Genomic DNA, 19,901 nt, shown 5'->3' on the forward strand with positions numbered 1-19,901 from the left:
GGCAGCTTCCGATCAGTCGGTCATGCATCCGCGTCCCGGTTTGGCTAAAATGCCCGCCCTTCATATCGCTAGCCAGCCGGACCCACCGTGAGCAAAGAACCCGACCGCCTATTCGCCCAGCCCCTGGAGCAGGTGCCCGACTTCGTCTTCAACGAGGACGTGGTGCGCGTGTTCCCGGACATGATCAAGCGTTCGGTGCCTGGTTACCCGACCATCGTCGAAAACCTCGGCGTGCTCGCCGCCCGCTTCGCCCAGCCGAACACCGCCCTGTACGACCTGGGTGCATCGCTGGGCGCGGTGACCCAATCGCTGCGCCGCCATGTGCGCAACGAGGGTTGCCGGGTCATCGCGGTGGACAACTCCGCGGCGATGGTCGAACGTTGCCGCCAATACCTGACCGCACAGGACTCGATGTTCCAGGAGCTACTGCCGGTACAGGTGCTCGAGGCGGATATTCTCGCCCTGCCCCTGGAGCCGGCCTCGGTGGTGGCGATGAACTTCACGCTGCAGTTCATCGCGCCCGAGCGACGCCTGGAATTGCTCGGCCGCATCCGCCAGGCCCTGCTGCCTGGGGGCGCGCTGATCCTTTCCGAGAAGCTGCGCTTCGAAGACGACCAGGAGCAGGCGCTGCTCAATGAACTGCACCTGGACTTCAAACGTGCCAATGGCTACAGCGAACTGGAAATCGCCCAGAAACGCAGTGCCATCGAGAACGTGATGAAGCCCGACACCCTGGAAACCCACAGGCAGCGCCTGCGCGACGCCGGGTTCTCCAAGGTCGTTCCCTGGTTCCAATGCCTTAACTTCGCCTCGCTGATTGCCCTGCCATGATCGATCTCTCTCCCCTCGTCCGCCGCCTGGCGGGAACCCCGCTTGCCGCTTGGTCCCAGGGCCTGCAGACACAACTGCAGGCCAAGCTGGAAAAAGGCCATGGTGATCTCGACCGTTGGCGCGGTGCCCTGGACGCCTTGCCGCAGCTGACGCCGAGCGAGGTCGACCTGGCCAACGGCCTGCGCCTGGATTGCGCCTGCGACGATGCCACTCGTACCCGGATGCACGACGCCCTGATGGGCCTGTCGCCCTGGCGCAAAGGGCCGTTCGACCTGTTCGGCGTGCATGTGGACACCGAATGGCGCTCGGACTGGAAGTGGTCGCGGGTCAGCCCGCACCTGGACCTCAAGGGCAAGCGCGTGCTCGATGTCGGCTGCGGCAACGGCTACTACCAGTGGCGCATGCTCGGTGCCGGTGCCGACATGGTGATCGGCGTCGACCCGAACTGGCTGTTCTTCTGCCAGTTCCAGGCGGTGCAGAAGTACCTGCCCGACCTGCCCGCCTGGCACCTACCGTTCGCCCTGGAAGACTTGCCGGCCAACCTCGAAGGTTTCGACACGGTGTTTTCCATGGGCGTGTTCTACCACCGTCGCTCGCCCATCGAGCACCTGCTGGCCCTCAAGGATTGCCTGGTAAAAGGCGGGGAATTGGTATTGGAAACCCTGGTGATCGAGGGTGATGAACATCAGGTATTGGTACCGGAGGACCGCTATGCGCAGATGCGCAACGTCTGGTTCCTGCCGTCGGTACCGGCCCTGGAGCGCTGGTTGCGCCGTGCCGGTTTCAGCGATGTGCGCTGCGTGGACGTCAGCGTCACCAGCGTGCAGGAACAGCGCAGTACCGACTGGATGCGCTATCAGTCGCTCGAGCACTTCCTCGACCCGAACGACCACAGCCGCACGGTCGAAGGCCTACCGGCCCCGCGCCGCGCCACCTTGCTGGCGCGCAAATAAAAAAGACGTTCCGTCTGGGCGAATCAGGGCCGCTGCGCGGCCATCGCGGGGCGAGCCCGCTCTCATAGAACAACGCATAACTATTTGATTTCGCAGGCCCTGTGGGAGCGGGCTTGTCCCGCGATTGGGCCGGGCCCGATATCACCGTCGCCTGGCAAGGGCTTCGCCCTTGATCGCGGGACAAGTCGGACCGCCGCACCGCCGCTCCCACAGGAGGTGGCGCTAGCAGCTTGTTCTCTGCGCGACAGCGCAACCCGAAGGGCTGGGTAATCTCTCACAAGGTTGAGCGCCAGCCTGACCCTGTGGGAGAAGCGGTGTGGCCCTTGGAACGCCAAACCCGCCTTCGACAGAGGAGCGCCTGCGAAGGCGACGATACCGTCAATCCTTGGCCAGCTTGCGGGCTCGCTCCTGCGCCTTGCGCTCACGCTCCACCACCGCTTGTTCCTTGTCGCCGTGTATACGCTGCTGGTCTTGCCGGAAGGCTTCCCAGAACTGGCGGGAACGTTCGGCGCCGCCTTCGGCCAGCGCCGCGGTGCTGCCCAGGGTGAGTACGGCGAGCAACAGATACTTGGTCAGGTTCATCGTGTTTGCCTCGTGATAGCCATTCATGGGAGCCATCCTAGCGAGGCACAGCTAACGCCAAGGTGAGGCGGACATTACAGTGTTGCAAGGCGTGCCCCCTCGTACACCTCCCCCGAAAAGCACCGGTCTATCGCCAGGATGACCGCTGCATTACAAATCCGTTATCCACGCCCCCCCGCCATTCGCATGCCGTAACATCCCTGCCCTTGACCCTGATCCTGCTACAGGGTCGAGAATCGCCGCCTTTCAGCACACGAGCCCTGCCCATGCGCCTACTGATCATCGAAGACGAACTGCGTACCGCCGACTACCTGCAACAAGGCCTGCGCGAGAACGGCTACGTGGTCGACTGTGCCCACACCGGTATCGACGGCCTGCACCTGGCCAGGCAACAGCCCTACGACCTGGTGATTCTCGACGTCAACCTGCCTGAACTCGATGGCTGGAGCGTGCTGCAGCGCCTGCGGGCGGAGTCGTCCACGCGCATCATGATGCTTACGGCCCACGGTCGCCTGGCCGACCGGGTCCGGGGGTTGGACTTAGGCGCCGACGACTATCTGCTCAAGCCGTTCGAGTTTCCCGAGTTGCTGGCGCGCATCCGCACCCTGTTGCGGCGCAACGACCAACACCTGCAACCGAGCACCCTGCGCGTCGCCGACCTGGAACTGGACCCCGGCCGCCACCGCGCCTTCCGTGCCGGCCGGCGCATCGACCTCACTGCCAAGGAGTTCGCCCTGCTGCACCTGTTGATGCGCCAGAGCGGTGAGGTACTGTCGCGCACGCAGATCATCTCGCTGGTCTGGGACATGAACTTCGACTGCGACACCAACGTCGTGGAGGTATCGATCCGGCGTCTGCGGGCGAAGATCGACGACCCGTTCGACGACAAGCTGATCCACACTCTACGCGGTGTTGGCTATGTGCTCGAGGCACGCCCGTGAAGCAGGCAAGCCTGTCCGTTCGCCTGGGCCTGACGGTGACGCTCATGGGCGCGGCCCTGGTGATGCTGCTGGCCTGCCTGGCGGTGTTCGCCCTGGACCACGAACTGGACAGCCGCGCGCGCAAGGACCTGACGCGCAAGATGCTGCAGGTCGAGCACAACCTGCGCGTGGACATGCGCAACGAAGACCTGGGCAGACGCGCCCACCCTTTGCTCGACTTGGTCATGGGCCATGACAACCTGAGCCTGAGCGTGCTGGCCCTGAACGGTCGTCACCCCTTGCTGCTGAGCCTGGGCCCGGCCCTTGCGACACAGGCGAGCCAACTGCCGGTCGAATCCCGATTGACCTTCCATACCTGGCGCGACACAGCCGGCAACCAGTTCCTCACTGCCACCCGCCTGATGCGCCTGCGCGACGACACGCCCGTGCGGGTGATGATGTCACTCAACCGCGCGGACGATAGCGCCTTGCTCCAGGCTTACCTGCACTCGACCCTATGGGCCCTGCCGCTATTGCTGCTACTGATCGGCTTCAGTGCCTGGAAATTGGTTCAACGAGGTCTACGCCCATTGCGCCATTTCCGCCGCATCGCCGGTCGGGTGTCAGCCCAGGACCTGGAGCATCGCCTGCCCGACAGCGGCCTGCCCCAGGAGCTCGCGGAGCTGGCCCGGGCCATCAATGTCATGCTCGACCGCCTGGACCAAGGCGTCAGCCAACTGTCCCAGTTCTCTGATGACCTGGCCCACGAACTGCGCACGCCCATCGGCAACCTGATGGGCAAGGCCCAGGTCACCCTGGCTCGCGAGCGCGAGGGTCTGCGCTACCGGGAAGCCCTGGAAGAAAGCGTCGAGGAACTGACCCGGCTCAACCGCATCATCAACGACATGCTCTTCCTCGCCCAGGCCAGCCAGCCGCAGGCGCAGCTCACCCAGGTGCCGCTGGCGCTGGCCGAGGAAGCCGGGCGAGTCGTCGAGTTGTTCGCCTTCAGTGCCGAGCTCAAGGGGGTCGAACTGCGCTTGCGGGGGTGGGGCACCGCACTTGGGGATCGGCTCATGGTCCAGCGGGCACTGTCCAACCTGCTGAGCAATGCCATCCGGCACAGCCCTGAGCACCACGTGGTGGACGTGACGATCGAGCGTCGGGGCGACGAAGTCAGGCTGGCGGTGCGAAACCAGGGGCCGGGCATTGCCCAGGCACACCTGCCGCACTTGTTCGAACGCTTCTATCGTGCCGGGAGCGGGCGTTCCCGGCAGGAAGGCGGGACCGGCCTGGGGCTGGCGATCGTGAAGTCGATCATGCAGCTGCATGGAGGGCGGGTCGAGGTCAGCAGCCAAAGCCTGGGGCCGACGCAGTTCGCATTAGTGTTTCGCGCGGAATGATGTTTTCCGTACCGGCCTGATCGCGGGACAAGCCCGCTCTCGTAGAACAACGCATAACCATCTGATTTTGCGCGCCTCTTGTGGGAGCGGGCTTGTTCCGCGATCAGGCCACGCGGAAAATCAGCGGGAAGCGGCCACTATCAGCGCCTTCATCTCCGCCACCGCCGCCTTGAAACCGACGAACAGGGCATGGGCCACTAGCGCATGGCCGATATTCAGCTCGTTGATGCCCTTGATCGCCGCTACTGCCTCGACGTTGTGGTAGTGAAGGCCGTGGCCGGCGTTGACGATCAGCCCCTGTCCCACGCCAAAGGACACGCCATCGACGATACGCTGCAGCTCTTCGGCCACTTCGGTGGGCGTCTGGGCATCGGCGTAACGGCCGGTATGCAGCTCGACGGCAGGTGCGCCGACGCGACGCGAAGCCTCGATCTGACGCTCGTCCGGGTCGATGAACAGCGAAACCTCGGCGCCCGTACGCGCCAGGCGCTCTACAGCGGCCTTGATCCGCGCTTCCTGGCCAGCGACATCCAGGCCGCCTTCAGTAGTGAGTTCCTGGCGGGTTTCCGGCACCAGGCAGATGTGCGCCGGGCGGATTTTCTCGGCGAAGGCCATCATCTCTTCGGTGATGCCCATTTCGAAGTTCATGCGCGTCTGCAGCACATCCTTGAGCAACAGCACGTCGCGCTCCTGGATGTGCCGGCGGTCTTCACGCAGATGCACGGTGATGCCGTCGGCTCCCGCCTCCTCGGCATCCAGCGCGGCCTTGACCGGGTCCGGGTAACGGGTGCCCCGGGCTTGGCGCAGAGTCGCCACGTGGTCGATATTGACGCCAAGAAGCATGCGGTTGCTGTGAGTCACGAAAGGGCTCTCCTGAAGTGTTAGCCCCACAGCATACGATGTGCTCAGCGCTTGCGAAACAGTTCCCGACTGACCAGCGGCTTGGGGCCCAGGTGCACCGCCAGGGCCTGGCGCATGAGGCGCTTGGCGGCCAGCAAGGCGCCAGGTGTCGCCCAGTCGGCCTGGCCCAGCGCCAGCAGCTCGGCACCGGTGAACAACCCGGGCTGCGCCAGGTGCACCCGTTCCAGGCCTGCATCCACCTGCAAGCGGTACAGGCCGCTGCTTTCGATCGGATCGTCGTTGATATCGCGGTCCAGTGCGAAGGCATACCCCAGCTCGTCCAGCAGGCGCCATTCGAAGGCACGTAGCAGGGGTTCCAGTGCACGCCCGGCGGCCAGGGCCTGGAGCGTCAGGGAATAGTGTTCGAACAAGCCGGGGTGCGGGGCCTCTGCCGGCAGCAGGCGCATCAGCAGCTCGTTGAGATAGAGCCCGCTGAACAGGGCGTCGCCGTGCAGCCAGCCGGCAATGTCGATGCTCTCCAGGTGGTAGACATTCTTCAGCTCACCACGCCCACGCAGTTCTACTTCCAGCTCCACGAACGGGCGCACCAGGCTGCCGCCTTTGCCCCGAGCACGGCGCAGCACGGCCCGCACGCGGCCCTGCGGCGTGAAGAAGTCCACTAGCGCACTGGTTTCCTTGTAGGCACGGCTATGCAGCACGTAGGCCGGTTGGCCGACAGGTTGTTCCATGGAAATCACTCGCCCCAGTTCGGCATATGCCCCTGTAGGAGCGGCCTTGTGCCGCGAAGGGGCTGCGAAGCGGCCCCAATTCGTCATGCAGCGACGCTTGAACGTGGGGGCCAACGCAGCCCTTCGCGGCACAAGGCCGCTCCTACAGGGGGGGTGACCAGCCTGTGGGGTTACAGGTCGCCGTAGCCCAGCGAGCGCAGGGCACGTTCGTCGTCGGACCAGCCGCCCTTGACCTTGACCCAGAGGTTGAGCATGACCTTGGCGTCGAACAGCAGCTCCATGTCCTTGCGCGCCTCGGAGCCGATACGCTTGATGCGCTCGCCCTTGTCGCCAATGATGATCTTCTTCTGCCCGTCGCGCTCGACCAGGATCAGCGCGTGGATGTGCAGCACGTGACCTTGCTGCTTGAACTCTTCGATTTCCACGGTGATCTGGTAAGGCAGCTCCGCTCCGAGCTGGCGCATGATCTTCTCGCGGACCAGTTCTGCGGCCAGGAAGCGGCTGCTGCGGTCGGTGATCTGGTCTTCGGGGAAGAAGTGCTCGTTCTCCGGCAGGTGCTTGGCGATCAGCGCCTCGAGGGCCTCGAGGTTGTGCCCCTGCTGGGCGGAGATCGGCACGATCTCGGCGTTCGGCAGTTGCTGCTGCAGCCATTGCAGGTGCGGGATCAGCTCGGCCTTTTCATCCATGCGGTCGGTCTTGTTGACCGCCAGGATCACCGGGCCAGTGACGTACTGGACGCGCTCGAGTACCAGTTGGTCCTCGTCGGTCCAGCGGGTACGGTCGACCACGAAGATAACCACGTCGACGTCCTTCAGGGCCGCCGAGGCGTTGCGGTTCATGTAGCGGTTCAGGGCCTTGTCGTTGGCCTTGTGCATGCCGGGGGTGTCGACGTAGATCGCCTGCACGTCACCCTCGGTCTTGATGCCGAGCATGTTGTGGCGGGTGGTCTGCGGCTTGCGCGAGGTGATCGCCAGCTTCTGGCCGAGGATGTGGTTGAGCAAGGTCGACTTGCCCACGTTGGGGCGGCCGACGATGGCCACATAGCCGCAGCGGGTCGGGTTGCTATCAGTCATTGCCATTCTCCACGCCCAGGGCGATCAATGCGGCGGCAGCGGCGACCTGCTCGGCGATACGCCGGCTCACGCCCTGGCCACGGCTCTTGTTGTTCAGCAGCACCACTTCGCATTCGACGAAGAAGGTACGGCAGTGCGGTTCGCCCTGGATATCCACCACTTCGTAGCGCGGCAGTTCGCAGGCACGCGACTGCAGGAACTCCTGCAGGCGGGTCTTGGGGTCCTTGTTGGTGTCGACCAGCGTCAGGCCGTCGAACTCACCGGCCAGCCAGGCCAGAATGCGCTCGCGCGCCGCCGCCATGTCGGCGTCCAGGTAGATCGCACCGATCAATGCCTCGAGCGCATCGGCCAGGATCGACTCGCGGCGAAAACCGCCGCTCTTGAGCTCACCCGAGCCCAGGCGCAGGTACTCGCCCAGGTCGAAGCCACGGGCCAGACGGGCCAGGGTCTCGCCCTTGACCAGGCGTGCGCGCAGGCGCGACAGCTGGCCTTCCCGGGCCTGGGGGAAACGCTCGAACAGCGCTTCGCCGACCACGAAGTTGAGGATGGCATCGCCCAGAAACTCCAGGCGCTCGTTATTGCGCCCGGCATAGCTGCGATGGGTCAGGGCCAGCAGCATCTGGTCCTGATTCTTGAAGGTATAGCCGAGCTTGCGCTCCAGGCGGGCAAGGGAAGCACTCATGGGGCCACCCGTGGGTTGTTCAACGCGTTGTTCAAATCAACATCCTGAAAGACTGTTTGGCTGTGGTCCACCACCTTGTGGGCAGCAGAATCTCTCGATCCCTGAGAACACAGCCTATGTCAGAAATGCATTCGGCGCTGTCTGCCAGACAGCGCCGTTGGGTATCAATGGATCAGGCCAACCCGCGACAGGTTGGGGAAGTGGCTGAGCTTGGGCTCCGGCCAGCTCATCCAGACCGCGAAGGCCTTGCCGACGATGTTCCGATCCGGAACCATGCCGTGCAGTTCCTTCGGAATGTTCGGGTCGTCCCAGTAACGGCTGTCGTTGGAGTTGTCGCGGTTGTCGCCCATCATGAAGTAATGGCCGGCAGGCACGGTCCATTGCTGGTCCGGCGGCATGCGGTAGCGGCTCATCTCCTTGCGGATCAGGTGCTCGGCCTCGCCCAGTTTTTCCTTGTACAGCTGGGCGCTGCCCAGGGTACCGGGCTCGGTGCCGACCAGTTGCTCGGCTACCGGCTGGCCATTGACATACAGGCGCTTGTCGCTGGTGTAGCGAACCTGGTCACCCGGCAGGCCGACCACGCGCTTGATGTAGTTGACGTTCGGGTCGCTGGGGTAGCGGAACACCATCACGTCGCCCCGCTGCGGGTCACCGATCTCGATGACCTTCTTGTCGATCACCGGCAGACGAATGCCATAGGAGAACTTGTTCACCAGGATGAAGTCACCCACTTCCAGGGTGGGCTTCATCGACCCCGAAGGGATCTGGAACGGCTCGACCAGGAACGAACGCAGCACCAGTACGATGAACAGCACCGGGAAGAACGACTTGCCGTATTCAACCAGCAACGGCTCCTTGTTCAGGCGCTCGAGCACAGCCATTTCAGGCTGGCTGACGCTGCCCTGGTAGTTGGCGACCGCCGCTCGCCGGCGCGGGGCCAGGAACAGCAGGTCGATCAAGCCCAACAGGCCGCAGACGGCAACGGCGATGACTAGCAACAGCGGGAAATTTAGCGACATAGGACCTAGCTATCCAACCTGAGCACGGCGAGGAAGGCTTCCTGTGGGATTTCCACGTTGCCGACCTGTTTCATGCGTTTCTTACCGGCCTTCTGCTTCTCCAGCAGCTTCTTCTTACGGCTGACGTCACCGCCATAGCATTTAGCCAGTACGTTCTTTCTGAGTGCCTTGACGGTGGTACGCGCCACAATCTGGCCGCCGATGGCTGCCTGGATCGCCACGTCGAACATCTGCCGAGGGATCAGTTCCTTCATCTTTTCAGTCAGCGCACGGCCCTTGTAGTGGGCGTTGTCGCGGTGAACGATCAGCGCCAGAGCATCGACCTTGTCGCCGTTGATCAGCACGTCCAGCTTGACCAGGTTGGCCGACTGGTAGCGATCGAAATGATAGTCCAGCGACGCATAGCCACGGCTGGTCGACTTCAGCTTGTCGAAGAAGTCCAGCACCACTTCGTTCATCGGCAGGTCGTAGCGCACCTGCACCTGGCTGCCGAGGAACTGCATGTCGCGCTGCACACCACGCTTCTCGATGCACAGGGTGATGACGTTGCCCAGGTGCTCCTGGGGCACGAGGATGGTGGCGGTGACGATCGGCTCACGGAAGTCCTGCACGGCAGAGACGTCCGGCAGCTTGGACGGGTTGTCGACGTAGATGGTCTCGCCGGTCTTGAGGACCAGCTCGTAGATCACGCTCGGCGCGGTGGTGATCAGGTCCAGGTCATATTCGCGCTCCAGGCGCTCCTGGATGATCTCCATGTGCAGCATGCCGAGGAAGCCGCAACGGAAGCCGAAGCCCAGGGCGTCGGAGCTTTCAGGCAGGTACTGCAGCGAGGAGTCGTTCAGGGTGAGTTTCGACAGCGCGTCGCGGAAGTCCTCGAAGTCGTCGGAACTGACCGGGAACAGCCCGGCATAGACCTGCGGCTGGATCTTCTTGAAGCCGGGCAGCACTTCGACCTCGGGGGTCGAGGACAGGGTCAGGGTGTCACCGACCGGGGCACCATGGATGTCCTTGATGCTGGCGATGATGAAGCCCACTTCACCGGCCTTGAGGTCGGCGGTCTGGGTGTGCTTGGGGGTGAAGACGCCGACACTGTCGACCAAGTGCACCTTGCCGGTGGACTTGACCAGGATCTTGTCGCCTTTCTTGACCCGGCCATGGCGTACACGGACCAGGGAGACGACGCCCAGGTAGTTGTCGAACCAGGAGTCGATGATCAGCGCCTGCAGGGGTGCGTCGATCTCGCCTTCGGGCGCGGGGATGGTCTGCACCAGGCGCTCGAGCACCTCGTCCACACCCATACCGCTCTTGGCACTGCAGGCCACGGCGTCGGTGGCGTCGATGCCGATGATCTTCTCGATCTCGTCTTTGACGCGGTCCGGGTCGGCCTGGGGCAGGTCCATTTTGTTCAGTACCGGCATGACCTCCAGGCCCTGCTCGATGGCGGTGTAGCAGTTAGCCACGGATTGGGCCTCGACACCCTGACCGGCGTCCACCACCAGCAGCGCACCCTCGCACGCAGCCAGGGAGCGGCTGACTTCATAGGTGAAGTCGACGTGACCGGGGGTATCGATGAAGTTCAGCTGGTAGATCTTGCCGTCCTGGGCCTTGTAGTGCAGCGTGACGCTGTGGGCCTTGATGGTGATACCGCGCTCGCGCTCGAGGTCCATGGAATCGAGGACCTGGGCTTCCATTTCGCGCGCAGTCAGGCCACCGCACATCTGGATGAAACGGTCGGCCAGCGTCGACTTGCCATGGTCGATGTGGGCGATGATGGAGAAATTGCGGATATGACTCAAATCACTCACGGGTCAACACTCGAAAAGGCTGCGAGCCGGACGCCCGCCGAAAAATAGCCGGGAATTGTACCTCAAGCCGCGGGGTTATGGGAGATTCCTGATCAAGCGGCATGGCAGCCGATGCTTACCCTACGGGAACAGGCGCAGTATCGACCTACCCGCCCCGCGATCAAGGGCGCAGCCCCTTGCCACACGGGTTCGATAACAGAGTCGAGCCAATCGCGGGGCAAGCCCGCCCCACAGGATGTACTGCGATCGGCGGCATATTTCATGAAATTCATGAAAAAGGGCAGCCGAAGCTGCCCTTTTCCTACGCCACCTTCAGGTTTATTCCGCCAGCTTGAAGGTGATGAAGCTCGCGCGGCCTTGGCGCAGTACGCGCATGGATACCGAACGGTTCTTCGGCAGGTCCTTGGCGATTTCGGTGAACTGCTTGGCCGAGGTGATCGCCTGGTTGTTCAGGTGGCTGATGACGTCACCTGGGCGCAGGCCGATCAGCGCTGCCGGGCCGTCCTGGATTTCCTTGATGACCACGCCGCCCTTGAGCTCGAGCGACTTCTTCTGCTCGGCGGTCAGGTCGGTCACGGAAACGCCCAGGCGGTTGCTGCTGCGCTCGGCGCCGCTCTGGCCACCGGTACCGATGTCGGCATCATCCTCCGGCAGTGCGCCGATGGTGATGTCCAGGTTCTGGCGCTTGCCGTTGCGAATGATGTCCAGGCGCGCCTTGTCGCCGTCCTTGAGGCTGCCCACCAGGTGCGGCAGGTCAGCCGACATGACGATCGGCTGGCCGTTCATGCTCAGGATGACGTCCCCCACCTGCAGGCCGCCCTTGGCCGCCGGGCCGTCTTCGAGCACCTGGGCCACCAGGGCGCCGGCAGGCTTGTCCAGGCCGAAGGATTCGGCCAGGTCCTTGTTGACCTCCTGAATCACCACGCCCAGCCAGCCGCGGCTGACCTTGCCGTCTTTCTTCAGCTGGTTGGAGACATCCAGCGCCACGTCGATCGGGATGGCGAACGACAGGCCCATGAAGCCGCCGGAGCGGGTGAAGATCTGCGAGTTGATACCGACCACCTCGCCCTTCATGTTGAACAGCGGGCCACCGGAGTTGCCTGGGTTGATCGCCACGTCGGTCTGGATGAACGGCACGTAGGTGTCATTGGGCAGGGTCCGGCCCTTGGCGCTGACGATACCCTTGGTCACCGAGTGGTCGAAGCCGAACGGCGAACCGATGGCCAATACCCACTCGCCGACCTTGAGCTTCTCGGAGTCACCCAGCTTGACGGTCGGCAGGTTCTTGCCCTCGACCTTGAGCAGGGCCACGTCGGTGCGCGGGTCGGTGCCGACCAGCTTGGCCTGCAGTTCACTGCGGTCGGACAGGCGCACGATGATCTCGTCGGCGTCGGCCACCACATGGTTGTTGGTCAGCACATAGCCGTCGCTGGAGATGATGAAGCCCGAACCGAGCGACTGCGCTTCACGCTGGCGATCGCCACGGGGCGAACGCGGCATCTGCGGCATGTTGCGCTCGAAGAATTCGCGGAACATCGGGGGCAGGCCTTCGAGGTCCGGCATCTGCCCGGCGGCGACACGGCGGTCCGGCAGTTTCTGTTTGGTACTGATGTTCACCACCGCCGGCGAGGCCTGCTCGACCAGGGTGGTGAAGTCTGGCAGGGCTTCCTCGGCCTGGGCGGTGAGCACCTGGCCGAGCATCAGCACGGCGGCGAACATCGAGAGATAGGATTTCAAGCGTGGTATCGACATACGGCTCCCGTCACAACGAGCGTAGTTAACAAAGTAAGGCCCTTGCACAAGCAAGAAAGGCCAGACCCCGAGAAGCCTGACCTATAAAAAATTTACGAAAGGATTGCAAATGACAATGCTTTAATTTCATGTCAGCCGCATGACCTACGTGTTGTAGGAAAGCGCGCCATCATTGGCGCGCCTGGGCATCCTGGGGGCGCATGGACAAGGCGACACGCTCGGCGGTCCCCAGGGGAATCTCCCCGACCACCGTGACCATGACCTTGCCCTTGGGCGTATTGAGATGGCGCGAAACCGCCACCGTTGGCCCCAGCTGCGCCCGCGTGTCGGGGCCGACGTCATCGTTGACAGGCTCCAGGAACACCGAGAAGCGTGCCAGGCCATCGTCATACATCAGGCTGCTGACCATGCTGTCGCGTTTCGGGTCGCGGCGTACCGAGCTGTTGATCAGCTCGAAGCCCGGCGGCAGCCAATCCGAACGCCAGCCAGCGACGGCCTCGGTACTGGCCGAGGCGACACGCTCGACCGGCTTGCACGCGGCGCTGGCCTTGAGGTCATCGTCGGTGGGCAGGTCATCGGTGTCCAGGCGGGTCATCTGGAAACGTTCGAGCAACTGGCTCTTGTCGTTGAGCATCAACGAGCGCAGCGGCAGGCCGGTGCGGCGATCGAGGTGCAATTCGAAGGCGTAGCGGTGCTGGTCCCGTGGGCTGAGCGTGACGATCACGGCATCGCGACCGGCGACCCGCGACTTGCCTGCCACGCTCAAGTCGTACCAGCTCATCAGTTTCAGGGGATCGAGTACACGCGGTGCGGAGTCCGGTGGCGTGCCTACACCACTGGCCAGGGCCCCACTGACGCATTGCACCTTGCCATCGACGCGCACGATTTCCTGGGCCGCGCCATCGAGCTGCAATAGACGCTCGCTGACCTTGCCGTCCTGGACGCGGTGCCAGATATCGTGGGAGGAGAAGCTGCCATTACGCTCGTAGACGAAGGAACCCTGGTAACTCTGCTCTTGCTCGGCCCGTGCCAGCTTGTTCAACCATTCACTCGCCTCGGGCGAGGAGTTGGCCGCCAGTGCCGGCACCGTCATGCAGCTGCCGAGCAGCAGCGACAGGAGAGGTAGCGCGCGCATGATCCTCCTTACTTAACGGTTTTCCAGGCTGGCGGCGCGTGCGTAGGGCAGAGCGGTTTCGGTGCCCTTGAGCGCGGATTCCTGGGCATGCTGGCGCAGGTAGCCTGGCAGACGCTGGTCCCAGCCGGCCTGGTTCTGCAGCACGCCGTTGGCCATCGGCCCGGTCGGTTGCTCACTGCTTTCACTATAGCCTGCCAAAACAGCCGGGCCTTTGCTTTGTGGCACGCTCAGGCCTTGTTGGGCTGGCTGCTGGGAAGCGAGCTCGGCACCGGTGATCTCGTCCTGGTTGTACAGGCGCACGCCAGCGAGCACGGCCACGGTCACCGAGGCTGCGACAGCCAGGCGGCCGATGCTGCGCCATGGGCCTTGCTTGACCTTGGCAGGTACGGCTTCGTCGGCCAGCGCAGCGGACACCGCCGAGGCGATATCGAGTTTCGGCAGCACCAGCTCGTTGTGCATGGCTGCGCGGGCAACCTGGTAGCGCGACCAGGTGGCACGGGTTTCAGGATCGTCGACGGCGTTCAACACCCGACGCAGTTCCAGTTCGTCCGCTTCGTTATCCATCACCGCGGACAGCGATTCCTGCAAAGCTTCACGACTCATGGCGGTTCCTCTCTTGGCTGTCGCCGCTGTCTCAGGTTTCCTGCAACAACGGTTGCAGGGCTTTGTCTATGGCCTCCCGAGCGCGGAAGATTCGAGAGCGCACGGTACCCACCGGACATTGCATGACGCTGGCAATGTCTTCGTAACTCAGTCCGTCGAACTCACGTAGGGTCAATGCCGTGCGCAGGTCCTCGGGCAGCTGCTGGATGGTGCGATGGACAGTGCCTTCGATTTCATCCCGCAACAACGCGCGCTCTGGGGACTCGAGATCCTTGAGACCATGATCGCCGTCGTAAAACTCCGCATCCTCGGAGCTCACATCGCTGTCTGGCGGCCGTCTTCCACGGGATACCAGATAGTTCTTCGCCGTATTGATGGCGATGCGGTACAGCCAGGTATAGAACGCACTGTCACCGCGAAAATTTCCCAGCGCCCGGTAGGCCTTGATAAAAGCCTCCTGCGCGACATCCTGGGCCTCGTGGGTGTCGTGTACGAACCGCACGATCAACCCGAGAATCTTGTGCTGATACTTCAGCACCAACAGATCGAACGCTCGCCTGTCGCCGCGCTGCACGCGCTCGACCAGCTGCTGATCCTCTTCCTGGGTTAGCATGAACACTCCTCAGTGATCTCGAAGGAGCGTTGCAACAGCCATCGTTCAGGCTTGCAACCATAGACTCGGCGTTTGCGCAAAAGTTCTCCCCTCCAAGCAAGTTTCCTGCGGCCCTTGGTCGGCTCGCACGAAAGACGCAGCGCGGACATGGCCGGCTGCGTCGATAATCAGGTCTCGAATACGCACGTGTCAGCCCGGATAGAGCTGCTGCCATGCATCGCCGCGGCATTCAGTGACGTACGGGCAGCCTTCTTAGGATTTCCGCCGGTATCGGAAAGTTCCCACAAAGATCGCCTCGACGGCGCAGATGCCATTGGAAATCAGGCACCTGTGGCTGCTATAAAGGCAGCCGGACAGGATCAACGATAGTTTCACAATGCCATCTGTGCATGACTATTGTGCCGCTCCCCCTCTCAAGATTACTAGTGTCAAGACATGAGCCAACAATTCCAACATGATGTCCTGGTGATCGGCAGCGGTGCCGCTGGCCTGAGCCTGGCACTGAACCTTCCCAGCCACCTGCGCATCGCCGTGCTGAGCAAGGGCGACCTGGCCAACGGTTCGACCTTCTGGGCCCAGGGCGGCGTCGCCGCGGTGCTGGATGACACCGATACCGTGCAGTCCCATGTCGAGGACACCCTCAATGCCGGTGGAGGCCTGTGTCATGAGGACGCCGTGCGCTTCACCGTCGAGCATAGCCGCGAAGCCATCGAATGGCTGATCGAGCAAGGCGTGCCTTTCACCCGTGACGAGCACTACAGCGTCGATGACGGCGGCTTCGAATTCCACCTCACCCGCGAGGGCGGGCACAGCCATCGGCGCATCATCCATGCTGCCGATGCCACTGGCGCGGCCATCTTCACCGCGCTGCTGGCTCAGGCCCGGCAACGGCCGAACATCGAGTTGCTGGAGCAGCGAGTGGCGGTCGACCTGATCACCGAGCGTCGCCTGGGCCTGCCGGGCGACCGCTGCCTGGGCGCCTACGTGCTGGACCGCAACACCGGCGAAGTCGACACCTTCGGCGCACGCTTCACCGTGCTGGCCACCGGTGGCGCGGCCAAGGTCTACCTCTATACCAGCAACCCCGACGGCGCCTGCGGCGATGGCATCGCCATGGCCTGGCGCGCCGGGTGCCGGGTGGCCAACCTGGAGTTCAACCAGTTCCACCCCACCTGCCTGTACCACCCCCAGGCCAAGAGTTTCCTGATCACCGAGGCCCTGCGCGGCGAAGGTGCCTTGCTGCGCCTGCCCAACGGCGAGCGTTTCATGCCACGCTTCGATCCGCGCGAAGAGCTGGCCCCCCGCGATATCGTGGCCCGGGCCATCGACCACGAGATGAAGCGCCTGGGCGTGGACTGCGTGTACCTGGACATCAGCCACAAGCCGGCCGACTTCATCAAGAGCCATTTCCCCACGGTCTACGAGCGCTGCCTGGCATTCGGCATCGACATCACCCGTCAGCCGATCCCGGTGGTGCCGGCGGCCCACTACACCTGTGGCGGGGTGATGGTCGACGACCGCGGGCACACCGACGTGCCTGGCCTGTATGCCATCGGCGAAACCAGCTTCACCGGCCTGCACGGGGCCAACCGCATGGCCAGCAATTCGCTGCTCGAATGCTTCGTCTATGGCCGCGCAGCCGCCGCCGACATCGAGGCGCACCTCGAGCAAGTGGGCATGCCCACCACCCTGCCCTGCTGGGACGCGAGCCAGGTCACCGACTCGGACGAGGACGTGATCATCGCGCACAACTGGGACGAACTGCGGCGCTTCATGTGGGACTACGTAGGCATCGTGCGCACCAGCAAACGCCTGCAACGCGCCGAACACCGCGTACGCCTGCTGCTGGACGAAATCGACGAGTTCTACAGCAACTACAAGGTCAGCCGCGACCTGATCGAGCTGCGCAACCTGGCCCAGGTGGCGGAGCTGATGATCCGCTCGGCGATGCAGCGCAAGGAAAGCCGAGGGCTGCACTACACCCTGGATTACCCGGGGATGCTGCCCGAGGCCAAGGACACCGTCCTCGAGCCATTCTGAGATTCGTGCTTGCCCCATCGCCGGCAAGCCGGCTCCCACCTGTCCTACGGCCGCCGTACCTGTGGGCGCTGGCTTGCCAGCGATAGGGCCGGGCAAGCAACAAGGCAGTTCTCCCTGGCTCAGCGCTGCTGCTCGCCCTGCGCAATGGCCCACCGCCTGCGACTGAACTTCAGTCGCACCCGCAAGCGCCGATGCTGCTCGGCATCCAAGGCGTCGCGCGGCACGCATTGACCCTGGCCAAGCCAAGCCCCCGGCCTTGCGAAACGCAACACCACCAACCCGGGCAACGCCATGCTGTCCCGACATAACCGCACCCGTTGCCACCCTCGAGCACGGCTGAACACACGCCAGCCCGACGGGTCACGACGCAAGCCGGTAATGGCCTCGGGGTGGGTCAACAGGATGTGTCGGGGAATCACCCAACAGGCATGGGCAAGGCAGGCAACGGCAAGGGAAAGGCCGAGCCACCAGGGCAGCGCGCTCGAGATCAGGGCCAAGCATGCCAGCACCTGGCAGGCCAGGTAGGCCGTCAGCAGCAGGCGTGAGCCTCGCCAACGGCACTGGAAATGCTCACTTGGGCTGGACACGATCCAGGATGATGCGAACCATGCGTTGCAACTCGGGGTCGTCGGACTCGGTGCGCTCCATGAACCAGCCGAACATATCCTGGTCTTCGCAAGTCAGCAGGCGACGGTACAGCTCGCGGTCCGCTTCGCTCAGGGTGGGGTAGACCTCCTGGGTGAATGGCACCAGCAGCACGTCCAGTTCCAGCATGCCGCGGCGGCTGTGCCAGAAAAGCCGGTTGAGTTCAGTTTGTTCGACCATGGGGCCCTCCTCGAATGGGCGGCCAGTATACAGCGGGGCGGTCGCGGCGGCACAAGGCGTTGGTCTAGTCACCTACCTATTTTGTTACCAGCGTTCTATGATGGCCGCCAGTCTCAAGCAACCGCGATGACCCATGGCCGATTCCGCTTTCTTCTGTCCCCTGTCCCACGAGGGCATCCTCGCCGTCCGCGGCTCCGACGCCGGCAAGTTCCTGCAAGGCCAGCTGACCTGCAACCTCAACTACCTCAGCCTGGAGCACGCCAGCCTCGGTGCGCGCTGCATGGTCAAGGGTCGCATGCAGTCGAGCTTCCGTATCCTTCCTGAAGGCAACGGCTACCTGCTGGCCATGGCCAGCGAACTGCTCGACGCGCAGTTGGCCGACCTCAAGAAGTATGCTGTGTTCTCCAAGGCCACCCTGGCCGACGAGAGCGCTGTCTGGGCGCGTTTCGGCCTGCAGCGGGGCGATGCCGCGCTGCAGGCTTTGGGCCTGGCGATACCTGCCGAGGCGGGTGCCACGGTACGCCATGACGACCTGATCGCCATCGCGGTCAGCAGCGGCCGCGTGGAGCTCTGGGCCCCTGCCGCGCAAGCGCACACCGTGCGCCAGGTGCTCGCCACGCACCTGACCGAAGCCCCCCTCAACGACTGGCTGCTCGGCCAGGTCCGCGCGGGCATCGGCCAGGTCATGGGCCCGACCCGCGAGCTGTTCATCCCGCAGATGATCAACCTGCAAGCCGTCGACGGCGTGAGCTTCAAGAAAGGCTGCTACACCGGCCAGGAGATCGTCGCGCGCATGCAGTACTTGGGCAAGCTCAAGCGTCGCCAGTACCGCCTGGCCCTGGCCCAAGACACCGTGCCCGCGCCGGGTGCCGAGATCTTCTCGCCCACCCATGGCTCCTCGGTGGGTGAAGTGGTGATCGCCGCCAGCACCGGCCAAGGTTGCGAGTTGCTGGCAGTGCTCAGCGCCGAGGCGGTGGAAGACGACAACCTGCACCTGGGCAGCCTCGAAGGCCCAAGGTTGGAAGTGCTCAGCCTGCCCTACGAACTGGACCGCGACCGGGAAATCCTGCGCTGACCAGCCTGCCCCGCCGCCTGGGCGGGGCCGCACCACTGCGTTAGAGAAGCTACATGAACAAGCTGGCCGAGATGGTTCAAGCACAATTGCTCGCAGCCATCGAAAAGGACGACCTGGTCCTGCCGACCCTCCCGGAAGTTGCCCTGAGCATCCGCGAGGCCGCCGAGGACAGCGAGATCAGCGTCGCCGCCCTGAGCCGGGTGATCGGCCGCGATGCCGCCCTTTCAGCGCGCCTGATCAAGGTGGTCAACAGCCCCTTGCTGCGGGCCTCGGTGGAAGTCACCGACCTGCACACCGCCATTACCCGCCTGGGCATCAACTACAGCTGTAACCTGGCGATCGGCCTGGTGATCGAGCAGATCTTCCATGCCCGCTCGCCGTCGGTAGAACACAAGTTGCGCGATATCTGGGCCAACAGCCTGGATGTGGCCGGCATCAGCTATGAACTGTGCCGGCGCTACACCCAGCTCAAGCCTGACCAGGCCACCCTGGGCGGGCTGGTCCACCAGATCGGTGCGCTGCCGGTGCTGATCTACGCCGAGGAGCATAACGAGCTGCTCTCGGACCCGGTGTGCCTGCACTACGTGATCGAGCAGATCCACCCGGTGCTGGGCGACAAGATCCTCAGTGCCTGGGAGTTCCCCGAACAACTGGTCAAGCTGCCCAGCCAGGTACAGGACCTGGACCGGCGCACCGCCAAGATCGACTACATCGATATCGTGCAGATCGCACGCCTGCTCAGCCATCGCAACCGCAGCCGCCCACTGGCTGCCCTGCCGGCCTACCAGCACCTGGGCTTGCCCCAGGGCATGGAACTGGACGTCGCCGACCTGCTCGATGCGCGGAGCATGCTGCGCTAGCAGAGCGCTGGTCCTCCCCTGTAGGAGCGGGCTTGTCCCGCGATTAGGTCGGGCCTGATATCACCGTCGCCTGGCAAGGGCTTCGCCCTTGATCGCGGGACAAGCCCGCTCCTACAGGGGTTGGCACAGGTGGGTGAGCTGTCA

At 63.8% G+C, this 19,901-nt stretch carries 20 protein-coding genes; 7 read left to right on the top strand and 13 right to left on the bottom strand.

Annotation, left to right across the window (positions count from 1 at the left end):
- Positions 1 to 87 precede the first annotated feature (87 nt).
- A complete protein-coding gene (cmoA, locus tag IRZ56_RS06915; RefSeq protein WP_196144267.1) occupies positions 88 to 831 on the top strand; it encodes a carboxy-S-adenosyl-L-methionine synthase CmoA in 744 nt (247 codons plus the stop codon).
- Positions 828 to 1,784: a tRNA 5-methoxyuridine(34)/uridine 5-oxyacetic acid(34) synthase CmoB gene (gene cmoB, locus IRZ56_RS06920; protein ID WP_196144268.1), complete on the top strand. Its 957-nt coding sequence runs from the start codon at positions 828 to 830 to the stop codon at positions 1,782 to 1,784. Before cmoA ends, cmoB begins: the two co-directional genes overlap by 4 nt.
- 378 nt (positions 1,785 to 2,162) lie before the next feature.
- Here the strand turns inward: cmoB and IRZ56_RS06925 are convergent, their stop codons facing one another.
- Positions 2,163 to 2,366, bottom strand: a complete 204-nt coding sequence (locus IRZ56_RS06925; RefSeq protein ID WP_196144269.1) for a hypothetical protein — start codon at positions 2,364 to 2,366, stop codon at positions 2,163 to 2,165.
- Positions 2,367 to 2,632: 266 nt separating this feature from the next.
- On the opposite strand from IRZ56_RS06925, the gene IRZ56_RS06930 reads away from it, so the two are divergent.
- Together IRZ56_RS06930 and IRZ56_RS06935 are read left to right on the top strand one after the other, a co-directional pair.
- Positions 2,633 to 3,307, top strand: a complete 675-nt coding sequence (locus IRZ56_RS06930; protein ID WP_196144270.1) for a heavy metal response regulator transcription factor — start codon at positions 2,633 to 2,635, stop codon at positions 3,305 to 3,307.
- Complete coding sequence (locus IRZ56_RS06935) at positions 3,304 to 4,686, top strand: heavy metal sensor histidine kinase (protein WP_196144271.1); 1,383 nt, start codon at positions 3,304 to 3,306, stop codon at positions 4,684 to 4,686. Before IRZ56_RS06930 ends, IRZ56_RS06935 begins: the two co-directional genes overlap by 4 nt.
- 120 nt (positions 4,687 to 4,806) lie before the next feature.
- Here IRZ56_RS06935 and pdxJ read toward each other — a convergent pair whose 3' ends face one another.
- The 10 genes from pdxJ to rpoE all read right to left on the bottom strand — a co-directional run bounded on the left by pdxJ (position 4,807) and on the right by rpoE (position 14,957).
- Positions 4,807 to 5,529: a pyridoxine 5'-phosphate synthase gene (gene pdxJ, locus IRZ56_RS06940; RefSeq protein ID WP_230386017.1), complete on the bottom strand. Its 723-nt coding sequence runs from the start codon at positions 5,527 to 5,529 to the stop codon at positions 4,807 to 4,809.
- A gap of 62 nt (positions 5,530 to 5,591) precedes the next feature.
- Positions 5,592 to 6,275, bottom strand: coding sequence for a DNA repair protein RecO (recO, locus tag IRZ56_RS06945; RefSeq protein ID WP_196144273.1), 684 nt, complete (start codon positions 6,273 to 6,275; stop codon positions 5,592 to 5,594).
- Between the two features lie 170 nt (positions 6,276 to 6,445).
- Positions 6,446 to 7,348: a GTPase Era gene (gene era / locus IRZ56_RS06950; RefSeq protein WP_196144274.1), complete on the bottom strand. Its 903-nt coding sequence runs from the start codon at positions 7,346 to 7,348 to the stop codon at positions 6,446 to 6,448.
- Positions 7,341 to 8,030, bottom strand: a complete 690-nt coding sequence (rnc, locus tag IRZ56_RS06955) for a ribonuclease III (RefSeq protein ID WP_084855946.1) — start codon at positions 8,028 to 8,030, stop codon at positions 7,341 to 7,343. The genes era and rnc overlap by 8 nt, the downstream gene beginning before the upstream one ends.
- A 164-nt stretch (positions 8,031 to 8,194) precedes the next feature.
- The gene (gene lepB, locus IRZ56_RS06960; protein WP_196144275.1) at positions 8,195 to 9,049 is read right to left on the bottom strand and encodes a signal peptidase I; all 855 of its coding nucleotides are present in this window, start codon (positions 9,047 to 9,049) and stop codon (positions 8,195 to 8,197) included.
- Between the two features lie 5 nt (positions 9,050 to 9,054).
- Positions 9,055 to 10,854 (bottom strand): translation elongation factor 4, encoded by a 1,800-nt coding sequence (gene lepA / locus IRZ56_RS06965; protein ID WP_196144276.1) that lies wholly within the window; start codon positions 10,852 to 10,854, stop codon positions 9,055 to 9,057.
- 318 nt (positions 10,855 to 11,172) lie between these two features.
- On the bottom strand, positions 11,173 to 12,573 hold the full coding sequence (locus tag IRZ56_RS06970) for a DegQ family serine endoprotease (protein ID WP_416764453.1): 1,401 nt from the start codon (positions 12,571 to 12,573) through the stop codon (positions 11,173 to 11,175).
- 202 nt (positions 12,574 to 12,775) lie between these two features.
- Positions 12,776 to 13,741, bottom strand: coding sequence for a MucB/RseB C-terminal domain-containing protein (locus IRZ56_RS06975; RefSeq protein ID WP_196144278.1), 966 nt, complete (start codon positions 13,739 to 13,741; stop codon positions 12,776 to 12,778).
- 12 nt (positions 13,742 to 13,753) lie between these two features.
- Positions 13,754 to 14,344 (bottom strand): sigma-E factor negative regulatory protein, encoded by a 591-nt coding sequence (locus tag IRZ56_RS06980; RefSeq protein WP_084855936.1) that lies wholly within the window; start codon positions 14,342 to 14,344, stop codon positions 13,754 to 13,756.
- A gap of 31 nt (positions 14,345 to 14,375) precedes the next feature.
- Positions 14,376 to 14,957 (bottom strand): RNA polymerase sigma factor RpoE, encoded by a 582-nt coding sequence (gene rpoE, locus IRZ56_RS06985; RefSeq protein ID WP_010220971.1) that lies wholly within the window; start codon positions 14,955 to 14,957, stop codon positions 14,376 to 14,378.
- Positions 14,958 to 15,392: 435 nt separating this feature from the next.
- Between rpoE and nadB the strand changes: the two genes are divergently transcribed.
- A complete protein-coding gene (nadB, locus tag IRZ56_RS06990; RefSeq protein ID WP_196144279.1) occupies positions 15,393 to 16,997 on the top strand; it encodes an L-aspartate oxidase in 1,605 nt (534 codons plus the stop codon).
- Positions 16,998 to 17,116: 119 nt separating this feature from the next.
- Here the strand turns inward: nadB and IRZ56_RS06995 are convergent, their stop codons facing one another.
- Entirely contained in the window at positions 17,117 to 17,584 is a 468-nt protein-coding gene (locus tag IRZ56_RS06995; protein WP_196144280.1) for a protein YgfX, read from the bottom strand.
- Positions 17,568 to 17,822, bottom strand: a complete 255-nt coding sequence (locus tag IRZ56_RS07000; RefSeq protein ID WP_043206462.1) for a succinate dehydrogenase assembly factor 2 — start codon at positions 17,820 to 17,822, stop codon at positions 17,568 to 17,570. Before IRZ56_RS07000 ends, IRZ56_RS06995 begins: the two co-directional genes overlap by 17 nt.
- A 133-nt stretch (positions 17,823 to 17,955) precedes the next feature.
- On the opposite strand from IRZ56_RS07000, the gene IRZ56_RS07005 reads away from it, so the two are divergent.
- Positions 17,956 to 18,897, top strand: coding sequence for a YgfZ/GcvT domain-containing protein (locus tag IRZ56_RS07005; RefSeq protein ID WP_196144281.1), 942 nt, complete (start codon positions 17,956 to 17,958; stop codon positions 18,895 to 18,897).
- Positions 18,898 to 18,950: 53 nt separating this feature from the next.
- Entirely contained in the window at positions 18,951 to 19,757 is an 807-nt protein-coding gene (locus IRZ56_RS07010) for an HDOD domain-containing protein (protein WP_196144282.1), read from the top strand.
- Positions 19,758 to 19,901 lie beyond the last annotated feature (144 nt).

Source organism: Pseudomonas guariconensis, from assembly GCF_015680235.1.
GTDB classification, from domain to species: domain Bacteria; phylum Pseudomonadota; class Gammaproteobacteria; order Pseudomonadales; family Pseudomonadaceae; genus Aquipseudomonas; species Aquipseudomonas guariconensis_A.

Excerpts from the sequence above, each read along its gene's own strand:
- cmoB (WP_196144268.1), top strand. The coding sequence starts at position 828 with ATGATCGATCTCTCTCCCCTCGTCCGCCGCCTGGCGGGAACCCCGCTT.
- IRZ56_RS06925 (WP_196144269.1), bottom strand. The coding sequence starts at position 2,366 with ATGAACCTGACCAAGTATCTGTTGCTCGCCGTACTCACCCTGGGCAGC.
- IRZ56_RS06930 (WP_196144270.1), top strand. The coding sequence starts at position 2,633 with ATGCGCCTACTGATCATCGAAGACGAACTGCGTACCGCCGACTACCTG.
- pdxJ (WP_230386017.1), bottom strand. The coding sequence starts at position 5,529 with ATGCTTCTTGGCGTCAATATCGACCACGTGGCGACTCTGCGCCAAGCC.
- recO (WP_196144273.1), bottom strand. The coding sequence starts at position 6,275 with ATGGAACAACCTGTCGGCCAACCGGCCTACGTGCTGCATAGCCGTGCC.
- era (WP_196144274.1), bottom strand. The coding sequence starts at position 7,348 with ATGACTGATAGCAACCCGACCCGCTGCGGCTATGTGGCCATCGTCGGC.
- rnc (WP_084855946.1), bottom strand. The coding sequence starts at position 8,030 with ATGAGTGCTTCCCTTGCCCGCCTGGAGCGCAAGCTCGGCTATACCTTC.
- lepB (WP_196144275.1), bottom strand. The coding sequence starts at position 9,049 with ATGTCGCTAAATTTCCCGCTGTTGCTAGTCATCGCCGTTGCCGTCTGC.
- IRZ56_RS06970 (WP_416764453.1), bottom strand. The coding sequence starts at position 12,573 with ATGTTCGCCGCCGTGCTGATGCTCGGCCAGGTGCTCACCGCCCAGGCC.
- IRZ56_RS06975 (WP_196144278.1), bottom strand. The coding sequence starts at position 13,741 with ATGCGCGCGCTACCTCTCCTGTCGCTGCTGCTCGGCAGCTGCATGACG.
- IRZ56_RS06980 (WP_084855936.1), bottom strand. The coding sequence starts at position 14,344 with ATGAGTCGTGAAGCTTTGCAGGAATCGCTGTCCGCGGTGATGGATAAC.
- rpoE (WP_010220971.1), bottom strand. The coding sequence starts at position 14,957 with ATGCTAACCCAGGAAGAGGATCAGCAGCTGGTCGAGCGCGTGCAGCGC.
- nadB (WP_196144279.1), top strand. The coding sequence starts at position 15,393 with ATGAGCCAACAATTCCAACATGATGTCCTGGTGATCGGCAGCGGTGCC.
- IRZ56_RS07000 (WP_043206462.1), bottom strand. The coding sequence starts at position 17,822 with ATGGTCGAACAAACTGAACTCAACCGGCTTTTCTGGCACAGCCGCCGC.
- IRZ56_RS07005 (WP_196144281.1), top strand. The coding sequence starts at position 17,956 with ATGGCCGATTCCGCTTTCTTCTGTCCCCTGTCCCACGAGGGCATCCTC.
- IRZ56_RS07010 (WP_196144282.1), top strand. The coding sequence starts at position 18,951 with ATGAACAAGCTGGCCGAGATGGTTCAAGCACAATTGCTCGCAGCCATC.